The organism is Streptomyces sp. CC208A, from assembly GCF_030010625.1.
Classification (GTDB): Bacteria; Actinomycetota; Actinomycetes; order Streptomycetales; family Streptomycetaceae; genus Streptomyces.
In genome coordinates, this window is sequence record NZ_JASCXN010000050.1 from 20,217 (window position 1) to 36,525 (window position 16,309).

The 16,309-nt window shown below is 73.7% G+C and carries 12 protein-coding genes; 11 read left to right on the forward strand and 1 reads right to left on the reverse strand.

All coding sequences use genetic code 11. From position 1 onward, the window contains the following. The first annotated feature begins 577 nt into the window (after positions 1–577). The 3 genes from QK442_RS33665 (at position 578) to QK442_RS33675 (ending at position 6,327) form a co-directional block, all read left to right on the forward strand. Positions 578–841, forward strand: a complete 264-nt coding sequence (locus QK442_RS33665; protein WP_015033978.1) for a WhiB family transcriptional regulator — start codon at positions 578–580, stop codon at positions 839–841. A 231-nt stretch (positions 842–1,072) separates the two neighbouring features. After that, positions 1,073–4,795: a glycosyltransferase gene (locus QK442_RS33670; RefSeq protein WP_282697920.1), complete on the forward strand. Its 3,723-nt coding sequence runs from the start codon at positions 1,073–1,075 to the stop codon at positions 4,793–4,795. Continuing rightward, entirely contained in the window at positions 4,792–6,327 is a 1,536-nt protein-coding gene (locus QK442_RS33675) for a DUF5719 family protein (protein WP_282697921.1), read from the forward strand. The genes QK442_RS33670 and QK442_RS33675 overlap by 4 nt, the downstream gene beginning before the upstream one ends. A 33-nt stretch (positions 6,328–6,360) precedes the next feature. Here the strand turns inward: QK442_RS33675 and QK442_RS33680 are convergent, their stop codons facing one another. Continuing rightward, positions 6,361–6,825, reverse strand: a complete 465-nt coding sequence (locus QK442_RS33680) for a metallopeptidase family protein (protein WP_282697930.1) — start codon at positions 6,823–6,825, stop codon at positions 6,361–6,363. A gap of 350 nt (positions 6,826–7,175) precedes the next feature. Here QK442_RS33680 and QK442_RS33685 point away from each other — a divergent pair, with 350 nt between their 5' ends. From QK442_RS33685 to QK442_RS33720, 8 genes are all read left to right on the forward strand, one after another. Further along, entirely contained in the window at positions 7,176–7,559 is a 384-nt protein-coding gene (locus tag QK442_RS33685) for a DUF3499 domain-containing protein (protein WP_282697922.1), read from the forward strand. 149 nt (positions 7,560–7,708) lie between these two features. Beyond that, positions 7,709–9,076: a phosphomannomutase/phosphoglucomutase gene (locus QK442_RS33690; RefSeq protein WP_282697923.1), complete on the forward strand. Its 1,368-nt coding sequence runs from the start codon at positions 7,709–7,711 to the stop codon at positions 9,074–9,076. 101 nt (positions 9,077–9,177) lie between these two features. Continuing rightward, positions 9,178–9,360 (forward strand): Trm112 family protein, encoded by a 183-nt coding sequence (locus QK442_RS33695; RefSeq protein ID WP_282697924.1) that lies wholly within the window; start codon positions 9,178–9,180, stop codon positions 9,358–9,360. A gap of 776 nt (positions 9,361–10,136) precedes the next feature. Further along, positions 10,137–11,285 carry an SIS domain-containing protein gene (locus QK442_RS33700; protein WP_282697925.1) on the forward strand — a complete coding sequence of 383 codons (1,149 nt, stop codon included), beginning with the start codon at positions 10,137–10,139 and terminating at the stop codon, positions 11,283–11,285. Positions 11,286–11,410: 125 nt separating this feature from the next. Continuing rightward, the gene (gene manA / locus QK442_RS33705; RefSeq protein WP_282697926.1) at positions 11,411–12,562 is read left to right on the forward strand and encodes a mannose-6-phosphate isomerase, class I; all 1,152 of its coding nucleotides are present in this window, start codon (positions 11,411–11,413) and stop codon (positions 12,560–12,562) included. Between the two features lie 90 nt (positions 12,563–12,652). Continuing rightward, positions 12,653–13,618, forward strand: coding sequence for a cation diffusion facilitator family transporter (locus tag QK442_RS33710; RefSeq protein ID WP_282697927.1), 966 nt, complete (start codon positions 12,653–12,655; stop codon positions 13,616–13,618). Between the two features lie 303 nt (positions 13,619–13,921). Then, the gene (gene ahcY / locus QK442_RS33715; RefSeq protein ID WP_282697928.1) at positions 13,922–15,376 is read left to right on the forward strand and encodes an adenosylhomocysteinase; all 1,455 of its coding nucleotides are present in this window, start codon (positions 13,922–13,924) and stop codon (positions 15,374–15,376) included. Between the two features lie 116 nt (positions 15,377–15,492). Beyond that, a complete protein-coding gene (locus QK442_RS33720) occupies positions 15,493–16,116 on the forward strand; it encodes a hypothetical protein (RefSeq protein WP_282697929.1) in 624 nt (207 codons plus the stop codon). The last annotated feature ends 193 nt before the right edge of the window (positions 16,117–16,309 follow it).

Consider the following 16,309-nt stretch of genomic DNA (forward strand, 5'->3'; position numbering starts at 1 on the left):
AGCCCTACGGCATCAACAGCTGGGACAGCAACAGCAACAGCGCGCCTGGACAGCGCGGCGGAACCCACGGGCGTGGGTCGCGGAGGGCGCTGCGGTCGCTGGCATGCCACCAAAGTGGCGGGAGGGGTACCCGACTGTCAACTCAATGACCGATTTGGGGGTAATGTTTCACCTCATCCGGTTGCTGTGCCCGGAGAAAGGTTTGTTCAGGTCCGGGCCAGGCAAGATGGCGCACCAGCCGCGCCCGTAAACATGGCCGCGCCTTCGGATCCGCCCGCGCCTCCGTGACCGGACTGTGATCCGGATCGCTTCCATGGCTGGATCGCAACAAGATCCGAGTCTCGTACGTCCTTATGGGCGAAAGTGCGGCACCCCGGAACCTGCCGTTGCCATGTGTCACGGTTTTTGGCGATTTGAACACTTTCCGCATAGGCTTGGTTCCGCAGAGTGAATACGAGGCCCAATAGCAGATCTCGGCTTGACTCGCACAGAGCACGAACTTGTAATTTCACTCGTGTCGTTCGGCCGTTTCGATCACGGCGACATCACGGGACGCACAGACAGACGAGGGGCGCAGATGACCGAGTTGTTCCAGGAACTGCTGGTCGAGGACGCGGACGAGGAACTCGGCTGGCAGGAGCGCGCGCTGTGCGCCCAGACCGATCCCGAGTCCTTCTTCCCCGAGAAGGGCGGCTCGACCCGCGAGGCCAAGAAGGTCTGCCTCGCCTGCGAAGTCCGCTCCGAATGCCTGGAGTACGCCCTCCAGAACGACGAACGCTTCGGTATCTGGGGCGGCCTCTCCGAACGCGAACGCCGCCGCCTCAAGAAGGCCGCCGTCTGAACCGCCCCGGCCGAAAACCACCCCACGGTCCGTCCCTGTGTCCACCACAGGAGGCGGACCGTTCCTCGTTGCGGGCACGACGCCCCAAGGACGGCGCCCGACCCCCCGCGCGCCCGCCTCCCGGGCCGGCACCGGCCCGCCCCCTCCCGCCACAGCCATTAGTGTGGGCCTCCGTCCAAGCCGCTCCCACGCCCCACCGCGGGCGACCCCGGCCGGAGGGCCCGTAGCTCGATGTCCTCAACTCCTGAGTTCCCCAGGCACGTCGTCACCGCCGTGCTCGTCACCCACGACGGAGCCCGCTGGCTGCCGGACGCGCTCTCCGGGCTGCTCGCCCAGGAGCGCCCGGTACAGAGCGTGATCGCCGCCGACACCGGCAGCGCCGACGACTCCGCGCAGCTCGTCGCCGACGCCGTCGGCGCCGACCGCGTCCTGCACCTCGCGCGCCGCACCGGCTTCGGCGCCGCCGTCGACGAGGCCGTCCGCACCGCGCCCGTGCTCGGACCCGAGGACCTGCCCTACCTCAAGCGCCCCAGCGGCTGGGACCCCGTCAGCCGCACCTGGAACGACGAGGCGTACGACCTCCCCGAACTCCCGCACGGCGAGCCCGTCCAGTGGCTCTGGCTGCTGCACGACGACTGCGCCCCCGAGCCCGGCGCCCTCGCCGAACTCCTCCGCGTCGCCGACTCCGACGCGTACGCCGCCGTCATCGGCCCCAAGCTGCGCGGTTGGTACGACAGGAAGCAGCTCCTGGAGGCCGGTGTCAGCATCGCCCGCGGCGGGCGCCGCTGGACCGGCCTCGACCGCCGCGAGCAGGACCAGGGCCAGCACGACCAGATCCGCTCCGTCCTCTCCGTCTCCACCGCCGGCATGCTCGTCCGCCGCGACGTCTTCGAGGAGCTCGGCGGCTTCGACCGCCGCCTGCCCCTCATGCGCGACGACGTCGACCTCTGCTGGCGCGCCCACGCCGCCGGCCACCGCGTCCTGATCGCCCCCGACGCCGTCCTGAGGCACGCCGAGGCCTCCGCCCGCGAGCGCCGCTCCGTCGACTGCGCCGGCCGTACGGCGGCCAGCCCGCACCGCGTCGACAAGGCCGCCGCCGTCTACACCCTGCTGGCCAACACCTCCGGCCGCGCCCTCCCGTACGTCTTCCTCCGGCTCGTCCTCGGCACCCTGCTGCGCACCCTCGGCCTCCTCGTCGGCAAGGCCCCCGGCCAGGCCGTCGACGAGATCATGGGTCTGCTCGCCACCCTGCTGCGGCCCGAGAAGATCCTCGCCGCCCGCAAACGGCGGAAGAACCCCGCCGTCCCGCCGGGCGAACTCCGCCCCCTCTTCCCGCCGCCCGGCGCCACCGTCCGCGCCGCCGCCGAACAGCTCGTCTCCCACTTCGGCGGGGACGACTCCGACTCCGGCTCCCGCCACGGCGCCGTCGAGTCGGGCCCCGGCGGCGACGACGCCGACTTCCTGGAGATCGAGCAGTTCGCCCGCCTGAAGAAGATCGCCCGCAAACCCGGCCCGGTCCTCTTCGCGCTCCTCCTCGTCGTCTCCCTCGTCGCCTGCCGCAACCTCTTCGCCGGCGGCTCCCTCGCCGGCGGCGCCCTGCTGCCCGCCCCCGACACCGTCTCCGAACTGTGGGGCAAGTACGCGGACGCGTGGCACACCCTCGGCACCGGCGGCACCCAGAGCGCCCCGCCCCACCTCGGCATCCTCGCCGCGCTCTCGGTCCTCTTCCTCGGCTCCACCTCCACCGCGCTGACCGTGCTGCTCGTCTGCTCGGTCCCGCTCGCCGGCTTCACCGCCTACCTCGCCGCCCGCGGCCTCGTCGGCTCCCGCCTCCTGCTCGCCTGGGGCGCGATCGCCTACGCCTTCCTGCCCGCCGTCACCGGCGCCCTCGCCACCGGCCGCCTCGGCACCGCGATCCTCGCGATCCTGCTTCCGCTGATCGCCCGCGCCGCCGTCACCGCCCACGGCTTCAACCGCCCCGACCGCGGCAGCTGGCGCGCCACCTGGGCCTACGCGCTGCTGCTCACCGTCACCACCGCGTTCACCCCGGTCGTGTGGCCGCTCGCGGTCCTCCTCGGCCTCGGCGTCCTCGCCGTCCGCCGCGACGACCTCACCGCGTACGGGCTCCGCTTCCTCGCCGCCGTCGGCACCCCGGTCCTGGCCCTCGCGCCCTGGTCGCTCTCCCTCCTCACCGAGCCCTCCGCCTTCCTCCACGAGGCCGGGCTCGACCTGCGCACCGGCACCGCCTCCGCCGTCGACCTGCTCGCGAGCAGCCCCGGCGGCCCCGGCACCACCGGCGGACTGCTCCTCCTCGGCCTGGTCCTCGCCGCGCTCGCCGCCCTCCTCCGCGAGGAGCGCCGCCTCGCCGTCCTCGCCGCCTGGACCGCCGCCCTCGCGGGCCTCCTCCTCGCCGCCCTGACCAACGGCGCCGACGGCACCGGCTGGGCCGGGCCCGCCACCCTCGTGTACGGCGCCGCCCTCATCGCCGCCGGCATGCTCGGCGCCGAGGGCGGCCGCACCCGCGTCGCCGCCCACGGCTTCGGCTGGCGCCAGCCCGTCGCCGCCCTCATCGCCCTCGCCTGCGCCCTCGGTCCCGCCGTCGCCGCCGTCGGCTGGATGATCGGCGGCGCCGACGGCCCGCTGACCCGCCGCGACCCCGTCCAGGTCCCCGCCTTCGTCGCCGAGGAGAGCGGCCAGGCGGACCAGCCCCGCACCCTGGTGCTCTCCGGCAGCTCGCCCGGCGCGGTCGACTACGCCCTCGTCCGCGGCTCCGGCGCCCGCCTCGGCGACGCCGAGCTGACCGCCACCGCCGAGCCCGACCCCCGCCTCGACTCCGTCGTCGCCAAGCTCGTCGCCGGCTCCGGCGCCGACCAGACCCAGGAACTGAGCGCCTTCGCCATCCGGTACGTGCTCGTCAAGGACGGCTCGCCGCGCCGGATGAGCCGCGTCCTCGACACCACCCCCGGCCTCTCCCGGCTCAGCCAGCTCGACGGCGCCGCGCTCTGGCGGGTCGACCGCGAGATCGCCCGCGTGATGATCGTCCCGCCCGCCGCGAAGACCGGCGCCGGGGCGGAGGACGACACCGCCGCCAAGACCGTCCTCGTCCCGGCGGGCCCGGTCGAGGCCCACGCCGACATCCCCGCGGGACCGGCCGGCCGCGTCCTGCGCGTCGCCGACCGCGCCGACGAGGGCTGGACCGCCACCCTCGACGGCACCGCGCTCACCCCGACCACCGTCGACGGCTGGGCCCAGGGCTTCCAGCTCCCCGCCGGCGGCGGCCGCCTCGACCTCACCTACGACGAGCCGTTCACCCACACCGTCTGGATCTGGACCCAGCTCGGCCTCGCCGTCGTCCTCGTCGTCCTCGCCCTGCCCGGCCGCCGCCGCGAGATCGACGACGACCTCCCCGAGGAGGAGACGGTCATCCCGGCCCAGGCCACCGACGGCGACGGCCGCCGCGCCCGCCGCCTCCGCGCCGCCGCCGAAGCCGAGGCCGCGACTGCCGCCGCCGAGGCCAGGACCGAGGACTGGCCCGAGGCCCCCGCCGCCGAACCCCCCGCCGAGCCCGCCCCCATCCCCGCCCAGCAGACCGGCGAGGCGGACGAGTGGGACACCGCGGGCCACGACCCGGCCTACGCCCAGCAGCCGTACGCCCAGGGCTACGACCAGCAGGGCTACCCGCAGGAGTACGCCGCCGACCCGTACCAGCAGCAGGCGTACGCGTACCCCCAGCAGGGCTACGAGACGGGCTACGACCAGCAGGGCTACCCCACCCAGGACGGCTACGGCGCCCAGGGCTACGACCAGAGCCAGGGCTACGACCAGAGCCAGGGCTACGACCCCCAGAACCCGCAGGCGTACGCCCCCCACGACGGCTACACCGGCTACGACTACGGGTACCCCCAGGGCCACGAGACGACCGAGCAGCGTCCCGACGGGAGCAGCAACCAGTGAAGCGCACCACCCTCTCCCTGATCGCGGTCGCCACCGCCCTCGCCGCCGTCACCGGCTTCGCCGCGCTGACCGCCCCCGGCGAGCCCGCCGAGTCCGCCGCGGCCCCCGCCCCCCAGGCGGCCCGCCTCCCCGTCGAGCGCACCAGCCTGCTCTGCCCCGCCCCCAGCACCTCGGAGATCGCCGAGACGCTCACCACCTCGTACACCCCGCCCGGCGCCGCCGCCCCCGCCCCCACCGGCGACGGCACGGCCGCCAAGCCCACCGCCGTCCTCGGCGTCGCCGGGAACCCCCACGCCGCCGGCGGCACCGGGGGCAAGAAGGCCAAGGTCCCGAAGGCCCCCGCCTCCGTCACCGCCCCCGGCAAGCCCGTCGCCGACGAGACGAACGGCGCCGTCACCCACGGCCTCACCGGCACCGCCACCGGCACCCTCGCCCCCGGCTGGACCGTCCAGCAGACCACCCTCGTCACGGCCGGCGCCGCCCGCGGCCTCCTCGGCGTCACCTGCTCGGCCCCGGACACCGACTTCTGGTTCCCGGCCGCCTCCACCGCCAAGGGCCGCTCCGACTACATCCACCTGACCAACCCGGACGACACCCTCGCCGTCGCCGACATCCAGCTGTACGGCCCCGAGGGCGAGCTGAAGACCTCCATCCCCGAGGGCGTCCAGGTCCCGCCGCGCTCCACCGTCCCCGTCCTCCTCGGCCCCCTCCTCTCCGTCGGCGCCCTGGAGAACCTGACGGCCCACGTCACCACCCGCAGCGGCCGGGTCGGCGCCGCCCTCGGCTCCGCCACCGACGGCGTCGGCAGCGACTGGCTCGCCGCCTCCGCCGACCCGGCGGCCCGCGCCCTGCTCCCGGGCATCCCGGCCGACGCCACCGGCGTCCGCCTCGTCGCCTTCGCCCCCGGAGACTCCGACGCCGACCTGAAGATCCAGCTGGTCACCCCGAACGGCACGATCGTCCCGGCCGCCGCCGAGTCCCTGCACGTCAAGGCCGGCATGACGGCCTCCGTCGACCTGCCCGACCTCACCCGGGGCGCCGCCGCCTCCCTGCTGCTCACCCCGAGCGACCCCAAGAAGCAGGTCCCCGTCGTGGCCGCGCTCCGGGTCGTCCGCGGCAAGGGCTCGGACCAGGAGCTGGCCTTCATCCCGGCCACGGCCCCCGTCACCGCCCGCGCCACCGTCGCCGACAACCGCGCCAAGGGCACCGCCCTCACCCTCACGGCCCCCGGGGACGCGGCCGAGGTGAAGGTCACGGCCTCGGCCGGCACGGAGGGCGGCAGCCCCGCCACCCGGACGGTCACCGTCAAGGCGGGCACCACGACCGTCCTCACCGACCTGGCCCCCAAGGGCATCAAGGGCTCCTACGCGATCACCGTCGAACCGGTCTCCGGCGGCCCCGTCCACGCGGCGCGGACGCTCACCGTCACCGAGGACGGCATCCCGATGTTCACCGTCCAGACCCTCGTCGACGACCGGGGCACGGTCCAGGTCCCGACGGCCCGCCAAGACCTGACGATCCTCGACGACTGAGCACCGCCGAGCACCGTCACCGGTACGGGGGGCTCAGTCCTGCCCGTACCGGGGGTCGACGGACTCGGGGGAGAGGCCGAGCAGTTCGGCGACCTGCTCCACCACGACCTCGTGGACCAGCGCCGCCCGCTCGTCCCGGGTCTTGGACCGGATCTCGACAGGACGCCGGTAGACGACCACCCGCGCGGGCTCCCGCTTCGCCGCCGGCACCGAACCGCCCAGCGGCACCGTCTCGCCGGAGACCGCCGGAGGCACCTCCATGACCATGAAGTCGACGTCCTGGAGCTGCGGCCACCGCCGCTCAAGGCGCTCCACCGAGTCCAGGACCAGATCGCGGAAGGTGTCCGCCCGGCTCACGGACAGCGGGACCTGCGGCGGTGCCAGCGGTCCCCGCATCCCGCGGCCGTGCCGGTCACGGCGGCGTACCCGCGGCTCGGCCGGCGACTCCCCGGAGCTCCGCGGGGGGCCCGGCGTCCCGGGCGGCACAGGAGTGTCCATCACTGACGCAGCGTAACTCTCCTGGGTCACTCCGCACCGTGGCGTGTCCTCGCCGATCGGCGCGTCCCGCCCCACCCGCATCCCCTCGCCCTGTCGAAACCTGAACATTCCGGCCGCTCCGGAGCACGATTCGACAGCCGCCCAGGATCGGCCATCTGGCCGCACCTGACCGGATTTCACCCCCAAGCTGTCCGGATCGCCCCCTATCCCACCCCCCTTGCGCCCCCTCCCGCGCAGGTCAGAACGGGCACCACTCGAAGGGGGGTGTCCGACGTCACACCGCGACACGGTGGAGTGACCTGGGGGAGAGTCGTCGCGGCCCGCTCAAGAGTGCGGTACCGTCCAACGTCGTGAGCCCTGTACGTCGCTGTTCGCGCACCGCGTGCGGCCGCCCTGCCGTCGCGACACTGACGTACGTCTATGCCGACTCGACCGCGGTCCTCGGCCCGCTCGCCACCTACGCCGAGCCCCACTGCTACGACCTGTGCGCCGAGCACAGCGAGCGCCTCACCGCCCCGCGCGGCTGGGAGGTCGTGCGGCTCTCCGACGGTTCCGCCCCCACCCGCCCCAGCGGCGACGACCTCGAAGCCCTGGCCAACGCGGTCCGGGAAGCGGCCCGCCCCCAGGAGCGCGCCGCCGAGGCCGGCGGCAAGCCCGGCACGGGCCGGAGCGGCGACCCCATGGAGATCGGCCGCCGAGGCCACCTCCGGGTGCTCCGTTCCCCCGACAACTGACGCCGACGACCGAGCCGGCCCCGGCATCGGCCGACCGACCCGGGGACCCGATCCGGCCACCGCCGCTCTGCCCGCCCCCCGCCCCGGGTAGTTTGGGCGTTCCGCACACGCGCCGCACACGCGTGCCGAGAACTCAGGAGGGTGGATCCGTGACTGCCGATCTGTCGCAGATCGTGAAGGCGTACGACGTCCGCGGGGTGGTCCCGGACCAGTGGGACGAGGAGCTCGCCGAACTCTTCGGCGCCGCCTTCGTCCGCGTGACGGACGCCGACGCGATCGTCGTCGGCCACGACATGCGCCCCTCGTCGCCCGGCCTCGCCGACGCCTTCGCGCGCGGCGCGGCCCGCCTCGGCGCCGACGTCACCCTCATCGGGCTGTGCTCCACCGACCAGCTGTACTTCGCCTCCGGCAGCCTCGGCCTGCCCGGCGCGATGTTCACCGCCTCGCACAACCCGGCCCAGTACAACGGCATCAAGATGTGCCGCGCGGGCGCGGCCCCGGTCGGCCAGGACACCGGTCTCGCCGACATCCGCGCCCTCGTCGAGCAGTGGTCGGAGCAGGGCGCCCCCGAGGCCGCCGCCACCCCCGGCACGGTCACCGGCCGGGAGACCCTCGCCGACTACGCCGCCCACCTCAAGGGGCTGGTCGACCTCACCGCGATCCGCCCCCTGAAGGTCGTCGTCGACGCCGGCAACGGCATGGGCGGCCACACCGTCCCCACCGTCTTCGGCGGCCTCCCGCTCGACCTCGTCCCGATGTACTTCGAGCTGGACGGCACCTTCCCGAACCACGAGGCCAACCCCCTCGACCCGAAGAACATCGTCGACCTCCAGGCCCGCGTCCGCGCCGAGGGCGCCGACCTCGGCCTCGCCTTCGACGGCGACGCCGACCGCTGCTTCGTCGTCGACGAGCGCGGCGAGCCGGTCTCCCCGTCCGCGATCACCGCCCTGGTCGCGGCCCGCGAGCTGGCCAAGACCCCCGGCGGAACGGTCATCCACAACCTGATCACCTCCTGGTCGGTGCCCGAGGTCGTCCGCGAGAACGGCGGCACCCCCGTCCGCACCCGGGTCGGCCACTCCTTCATCAAGGAGGAGATGGCGAGGACTGGCGCGATCTTCGGCGGCGAGCACTCGGCGCACTACTACTTCAAGGACTTCTGGAACGCCGACACCGGCATGCTCGCCGCCCTCCACGTCCTCGCCGCCCTCGGCGGCCAGGAGGGCCCGCTGTCCGCCCTGGTGGCCGCGTACGACCGCTACACCGGCTCCGGCGAGATCAACTCCACGGTGGCCGACCAGGCCGCCAGGACGGCCGAGATCAAGGCCGTCTACGAGAACGGCGACGGCATCACCCTCGACGAGCTCGACGGCCTCACCGTCACCTCCGCCGACTGGTGGTTCAACCTCCGTCCCTCCAACACCGAGCCGCTGCTCCGCCTCAACGTCGAGGCCCGCGACGAGGCCACCATGGCCAAGGTCCGCGACGAGGTCCTCGCCCTCGTCCGCGCCACCGCCTGACCCCCCGGACCGGCGGGGGGCCGCCGCTCGCCGAGCCGCGACTCCCCGCCCCCGGCGGTAGGCTGACCAGCACCAATCACTTGGTACGAAGGGACACCCCCATGCCGCTCGAAGCCGGCCTCCTGGAGATCCTGGCCTGCCCGGCCTGCCACGCTCCGCTGAACGACCGCACGGCGGACGAGACCCCCGAGCTGGTCTGCACGTCCCCCGACTGCGGCCTCGCCTACCCCGTACGCGACGGAATCCCGGTCCTCCTCGTCGACGAGGCCCGCCGCCCCGCCTGACCCCCCGCGGGGAGAGGATCGGTGCGCCCCGGCTGACCGGGCGCGTCGTCCGGAGGAGACCGGCCGACCGGTCCTGCCCGGCCCGGGACCCGGGCACACCGCCCGGGAGACCACCGCCCCCGACCGACTCGGGCCACGGGTCACGGGGCGCCACAGGCCCCACTCCGCCCCTGGCACCCCGGCTTGACCCGCCCGATCCCGTCGGCGGACCTGGACCGATCCTCGACCCGGACCGGCCCCGGACCTGGACCGGTCCCCGGACCCCGACTGGCCCTCGGACGTGGACCGGTCCCCGGACTCGGACCGACCCGCGGACCCGGACCCGGACCGGCTCCCGGTCCCGGACCAGGCCGTGGACCTGGACAGGCCCGTGGACCCGGACCGGCTTTCGAGCTCGGACCGACCCGTGGACCCGGATCTGGACCGGCTCCCGGACCCGGCGCAGCCCGTGGACCTGGACCGGCTCCCGGACCCGGGACCCCGGCTCACCCGGTCCCGGCACCGGCACCGGCCCCGGTGAACACCCCGGCCGACCGCCGACCGGGCCCCGGGGCGCGTGCCCCAGACCCTGAGGCGCCACCACCAGGGCTCAGGCTCCGGGTCCCGGGCCCCCACCCTCCAGAACCCCGACGGCCCCGCCCCCACCCCCGCAGCAACCACACCCACCCCCGGCCCGCACCCCGCCCGCTCGGCCCAGCGGCAACCACCCACCGTTCCGCCCCGGCCCAGCGCCCAGCGGCCCGCGCCCCGTACCGAACGACCACCCCGGAGGCCCCATGCTGGACGAGACCCTGCTCGACGCACCGGACGCCCTCGCCGTGGCCGACCGCCGCGGCCTGCTGCGCGGCGCCGCGGAGGCCGGCGCGCGGGTCAGGACCGCCGCCCGCCACGCCGCCGAAGCCGGCATCGCCGACCTCCGCCCCGAGGGCCGCCCCCGCGCCGTCCTCGTCGCGGGCCCCGGCACCGCCGCCGCCGGCGTCGCCGACCTGATCGGCGCCCTCGCCGGCGCCTCCGCCCCCGTCGTACGGCTCGCGCCCACCGGCGTCGCCCCCGCCGCCGGCGCGCTCCGCTGGGCGCTGCCCGGCTGGGCCGGCTCCGTGGACCTGCTCCTGCTGCCCACCACCGACGGCTCCGAACCCGGCCTCGCCCTCCTCGCCGAGCAGGCGTACCGCCGCGGCATCACCGTCGTCGCCGTCGCCCCCAAGGGCTCCCCGCTCGCGGAGGCCGTCAGCGGCTCCCGCGGCCTCTTCGTCCCGCTGGCGATGGCCCCGCACGAGGAGCCCGACGAGTACGGTGAGAACCTCGCCGCCAGCCCCGGCGCTCTCTGGGCCCTCTTCACCCCGCTGCTCGCCCTCCTCGACCGCGTCGGCCTCCTCGAAGCCCCGCCCGAGGCCCTCGAACGGGTCGCCGACCGGCTCGACCGCACCGCCGAACGCTGCGGCCCCGCCATCGCCACGTACTCCAACCCGGCCAAGACCCTCGCCGCCGAGGTCGCCGAGTCGCTGCCCCTGATCTGGACCGAGGGCGACGCCGCGGGCCCGGTCGGCCGCCGCTTCGCCGCCGTCCTCGCCGAACTCGCCGGCCTCCCCGCCCTCGCCGCCGACCTCCCCGAGGCGCTCCCCGCCCACGGCGTCCTCCTGACCGGCGCCTACGCCGCCGCGGCCGACCCCGACGACTTCTTCCGTGACCGCGTCGACGAACCCCAGGCCCTGCGCGCCCGCGTCGTCCTCCTCCGCGACCGCCCGGCCGACGGCCTCAGCGCAGCCCCCGCCGCCCGCGAACTCGCCCTCGGCCACGAGACCGCCGTCAGCGAACTCGAACCCGAGGAGGGCGACGCCCTGGAGACCCTCGCGGAGCTCCTCGCCGTCACCGACTTCGCCGCCGTCTACCTCTCCCTGGTCACCTCGGGCCACATGGCCCCCTGACCCACCGGCGTACGACACCGGCGTACGGCCCCCGGCCACCCACCCGTCACCCGCGCGTCATCCGCCCCCTGTCACCTGTCGTCTGGCACCGTCACCATCACCGCCCCGAGGAGCTGGAAGGCACCATGGACCGCCTCGTCAACACCGTCCGTCCCTACGCCTGGGGATCCACGACGGCCATCCCGGAACTGCTCGGCACCGCCCCCACCGGCGAGCCGCAGGCCGAGATGTGGATGGGCGCCCACCCCGGTGCCCCCTCGCTCACCCCCCGCGGGCCGCTGAACGAGCTGATCGAGGCCGACCCCGTACGCGAACTGGGCCCGGCCGCCGTCGAGAAGTTCGGCCCCCGCCTCCCCTTCCTCCTCAAGCTGCTCGCCGCCGGAGCCCCGCTCTCCCTCCAGGTCCACCCCGACCGGGAGCAGGCCCGCGCCGGGTACGCCGCCGAGGAGGCCGCCGGCATCCCGGTCGACGCCCCCCACCGCACGTACAAGGACGACAACCACAAGCCCGAACTGATCTGCGCCCTCACCCCCTTCGAGGGATTCTGCGGCTTCCGCCCCCCCGCCGAGGCCGCCGACACCCTCGCCGCCCTCGGCGTCGACTCCCTCAAGCCGTACGCGGACCTCCTCCTCGCGCACCCGGAGGAAGCCGCCCTCCGCGAGGTCCTCACGGCCCTGCTCACCGCCGACCCGGACGAGATGGCCCACACCGTCGCCGAGGCCGCCGCGGCCGCCGACCGGCTCGGCGGCGCCCACGCCCCGTACGCGCTCCTCGCCCACCACTTCCCCGGCGACCCCGGCGTCATCGCCGCGATGCTCCTGCACCACGTCAGGCTCCAGCCCGGCGAGGCCCTCTACCTGGGCGCCGGCGTCCCGCACGCCTACGTCTCCGGCCTCGGCGTCGAGATCATGGCCAACAGCGACAACGTGCTCCGCTGCGGCCTCACCCCCAAGCACGTCGACGTCCCCGAACTCCTCCGGATCGTCCGCTTCGAGCCGGGCGACCCCGGCGTGCTGCGCCCCGAGGCGTCCCCGTCGGGCGAGGAGGTCTACGAGACCCCCATCGACGAGTTCCGGCTCTCCCGTCTCGTACGCGCCGAGGGCGCCGCCCCCACCGACCTCACCGCCGCCACCCCGCAGATCCTGCTCGCCACCGCCGGACACCCGAAAGCGGGCGAAACCCCCCTCGCCCCGGGCGAATCCGTCTTCGTGCCCGCCGGCGAGCGCGTCGAACTCTCCGGAGCGGGCACCGTCTTCCGCGCCACCGTCGTCGTCTGACGTGCCGCCTGATGCGCCGTCTGGTGCAAGAATGACCGGCCGTACCGCGGCCGTCGGGCCGGGAACATCGACGAAGGGAACAGCAGACCCATGAGCGCGTCAGGCGGAACCAAGGCGATCGTGGCGGCCCTCGCCGCCAACCTCGCGATCGCCGTAGCCAAGTTCGTGGCGTTCCTCTTCAGCGGCTCGTCCTCGATGCTCGCCGAGAGCGTCCACTCCGTCGCCGACTCCGGCAACCAGGGCCTGCTCCTCCTCGGCGGCAAGAAGGCCCAGCGCGAGGCCACCCCCCAGCACCCCTTCGGCTACGGCCGCGAGCGCTACATCTACTCCTTCCTCGTCTCCATCGTGCTCTTCTCGGTCGGCGGCATGTTCGCGCTCTACGAGGGCTACCTGAAGATCAAGGACCCGCACGAGATCGAGGCCTGGTACTGGCCGGTCGGCGTCCTCGTCTTCGCGATCATCGCCGAGTCCTTCTCCTTCCGCACCGCCATCAAGGAGTCGAACGCGCTCCGCGGCAAGAAGTCCTGGAAGGAGTTCGTCCGCCACGCCAAGGCCCCCGAGCTCCCGGTCGTCCTCCTGGAGGACCTCGGCGCCCTCGTCGGCCTCGTCCTCGCCCTCGGCGGCGTAGGCCTCGCCCTCCTCACCGGCGACGGCGTCTGGGACGGCATCGGCACCCTCTGCATCGGCGCCCTGCTCATCCTCATCGCGCTCGTCCTCGCCGCCGAGACCAAGTCGCTCCTCCTCGGCGAGGCCGCCGGCGTCGACGAGGTGAGGAAGATCGAGGAAGCGGTCGTCGACGGCGACACCGTCACCCGCCTCATCCACATGCGCACCCTCCACCTCGGCCCGGAGGAACTGCTCGTCGCCGCCAAGGTCGCGGTACGCCACGACGACACCGCCGCCCAGGTCGCGGCCGCGATCGACGCCGCCGAGCAGCGCATCCGCACCGCCGTGCCGATCGCCCGGGTGATCTACCTGGAGCCGGACGTCTACAGCGATGCCGCCGCCGCGGCCGGCCCGGACCCGGCCGCCACCCCCGGCGGCCCCGGCCACTGAGCCCCCGCACCACCCGCCGAACACCTTGTCGAGGCCCCCGGAGCGCACCACGCCGCCCCGGGGGCCTCACCCGTGCGGCCTGCGGGCGGTGGGCCGATCGGTGTAGATTCGTGACCAGCCAGACGTCGCTGCTGATGGCGGTCGGGCGGGTCCCCTCGGGGAACCGGCCGAGGGAGAGAGGGCCTCCGACGACTGCACCGCGAACCACCCGGGCATTCGTGTGCCCGTAGGTGCCTCGACCGCGGTGTCAGGCGCCTCCACCGACCCTCGCACTCGATACATCCACGAGGAGCAGCAACAGTCATGACGACTGCCGCACAGCAGGACTTCAAGGTCGCCGACCTGTCCCTGGCCACCTTCGGCCGCAAGGAGATCACCCTCGCCGAGCACGAGATGCCCGGTCTGATGGCGATCCGCCGCGAGTACGCGGAAGCCCAGCCGCTGGCGGGCGCCCGGATCACCGGCTCGCTGCACATGACGGTGCAGACCGCCGTCCTCATCGAGACCCTCGTCGCCCTGGGCGCCGAGGTCCGCTGGGCCTCCTGCAACATCTTCTCCACCCAGGACCACGCCGCCGCGGCCATCGCCGTCGGCCCGAACGGCACCCCGGAGAACCCGCAGGGCGTCCCGGTCTTCGCCTGGAAGGGCGAGACCCTGGAGGAGTACTGGTGGTGCACGGAGCAGGCCCTGACCTGGCCGAACACCCCCACCGGCGGCCCGAACATGATCCTCGACGACGGTGGTGACGCCACCCTCCTCGTCCACAAGGGCGTCGAGTTCGAGAAGGCCGGCTCCGCCCCGGACCCGTCCACCGCGGACAGCGAGGAGTACGGCCACATCCTCCGCCTGCTCAACCGCACCCTCGCCGAGAGCCCGCAGAAGTGGACCCAGCTGGCGTCCGACATCCGCGGGGTGACGGAGGAGACCACCACGGGTGTCCACCGTCTGTACGAGATGATGCAGGCCGGCACGCTGCTGTTCCCGGCGATCAATGTGAACGACGCGGTGACGAAGTCGAAGTTCGACAACAAGTACGGCTGCCGTCATTCGCTGATCGACGGCATCAACCGGGCGACCGATGTCCTGATCGGCGGCAAGACGGCGGTGGTGTGCGGTTACGGCGACGTGGGCAAGGGCTGTGCGGAGTCGCTGCGGGGCCAGGGCGCGCGGGTGATCGTGACGGAGATCGACCCGATCTGCGCGTTGCAGGCGGCGATGGACGGCTACCAGGTGACCACCCTGGAAGACGTGGTGGAGACGGCCGACATCTTCATCACCACCACGGGCAACAAGGACATCATCATGGCGTCCGACATCGCCCGGATGAAGCACCAGGCGATCGTGGGCAACATCGGTCACTTCGACAACGAGATCGACATGGCCGGTCTGGCGCGGATTCCGGGGATCGTGAAGGACGAGGTGAAGCCGCAGGTGCACACCTGGACCTTCCCGGACGGCAAGGTCGTCATCGTGCTGTCCGAGGGCCGGCTGCTGAACCTGGGCAACGCCACCGGGCATCCGTCGTTCGTGATGTCGAACTCGTTCGCGGACCAGACCCTGGCGCAGATCGAGCTGTTCACGAAGCCGGAGCAGTACCCGACGGACGTGTACACGCTGCCGAAGCACCTGGACGAGAAGGTGGCCCGTCTCCACCTTGACGCGCTGGGTGTGAAGCTGACGACGCTGCGTCCGGAGCAGGCGGCGTACATCGGGGTGAAGGTCGAGGGTCCGTACAAGCCCGACCACTACCGCTACTGAGCCACCGCCCCCCGACGCCCGACGTCACAGGCGACCGAGCCAGGCCCCCAGCACCCCGGTGCGGGGGCCTGGCCCCGTCTCACCCCTTCCCTCCCCGCCCCGCCACCCGAGGACCCATGCCCCGCGGCCGCTACTCGCTCCACGACCCGCACGACCACACCCCGCTCGGCGAGGAGCATTTCCACTGCGCCCCCGGTCCCTCCGGCTGGCGGTACGTCTCCCAGACCACGACTCCCACGGGCGACCACCTCGGCTCCGTCGATCTGGCCATCGACGACCTGGGCCGCCCGATCCGTCTGGAACTCCACTCGTCGAGCTGGCAGGTCCGCGGCGCCGCCCTCGACGGCGTCACCTGGGTCCGTACAGATCCCACCGGCACCCACGCCACCGAAGGCAACGTCCGCGCCCACGCCTTCACCGGCACCTCCCCGGTCTTCCTGATCGCCCTCACCCGCCTCCTGCGCCTCACCCCGGGCGCCCCCGAGACCCGCGTCCGCCTCGTCGCCTTCACGGCCCCGGTCCTCGCCCCCCTCACCGTCGACCAGTCCTGGGCCCTCCTGAAAAGCGAAGCGCACCCCACTGACAACGGCCCCCTGGTCGTCGACGAGTACCAGGTCAGCACCCTCGACACAGGGGAACGGCACACCGTCCACATCGCCGGCGACGTCGTCCTCGCCGCCCCCGGCATCGAGCTGGAAGACCTCGACACTCCGCCGTCGGCCTTCCCCACCACCGCCTGATGTGCGACGCACCCTGACGAGCTGCTAGTCTCCTCCGGTGCCCGCAAAAGCTGTTGACACGGCTGGCGCGGGGAGGTAGATTCAGGTGGTTGCCTGGAGATGGACATCTCGGCAGCAATCAACTAGAGTCTGACTCACTTCCGATTCTCACCTCGAATCACGAAAAGCCACCGATTAGGTAGCCGGAAATGAT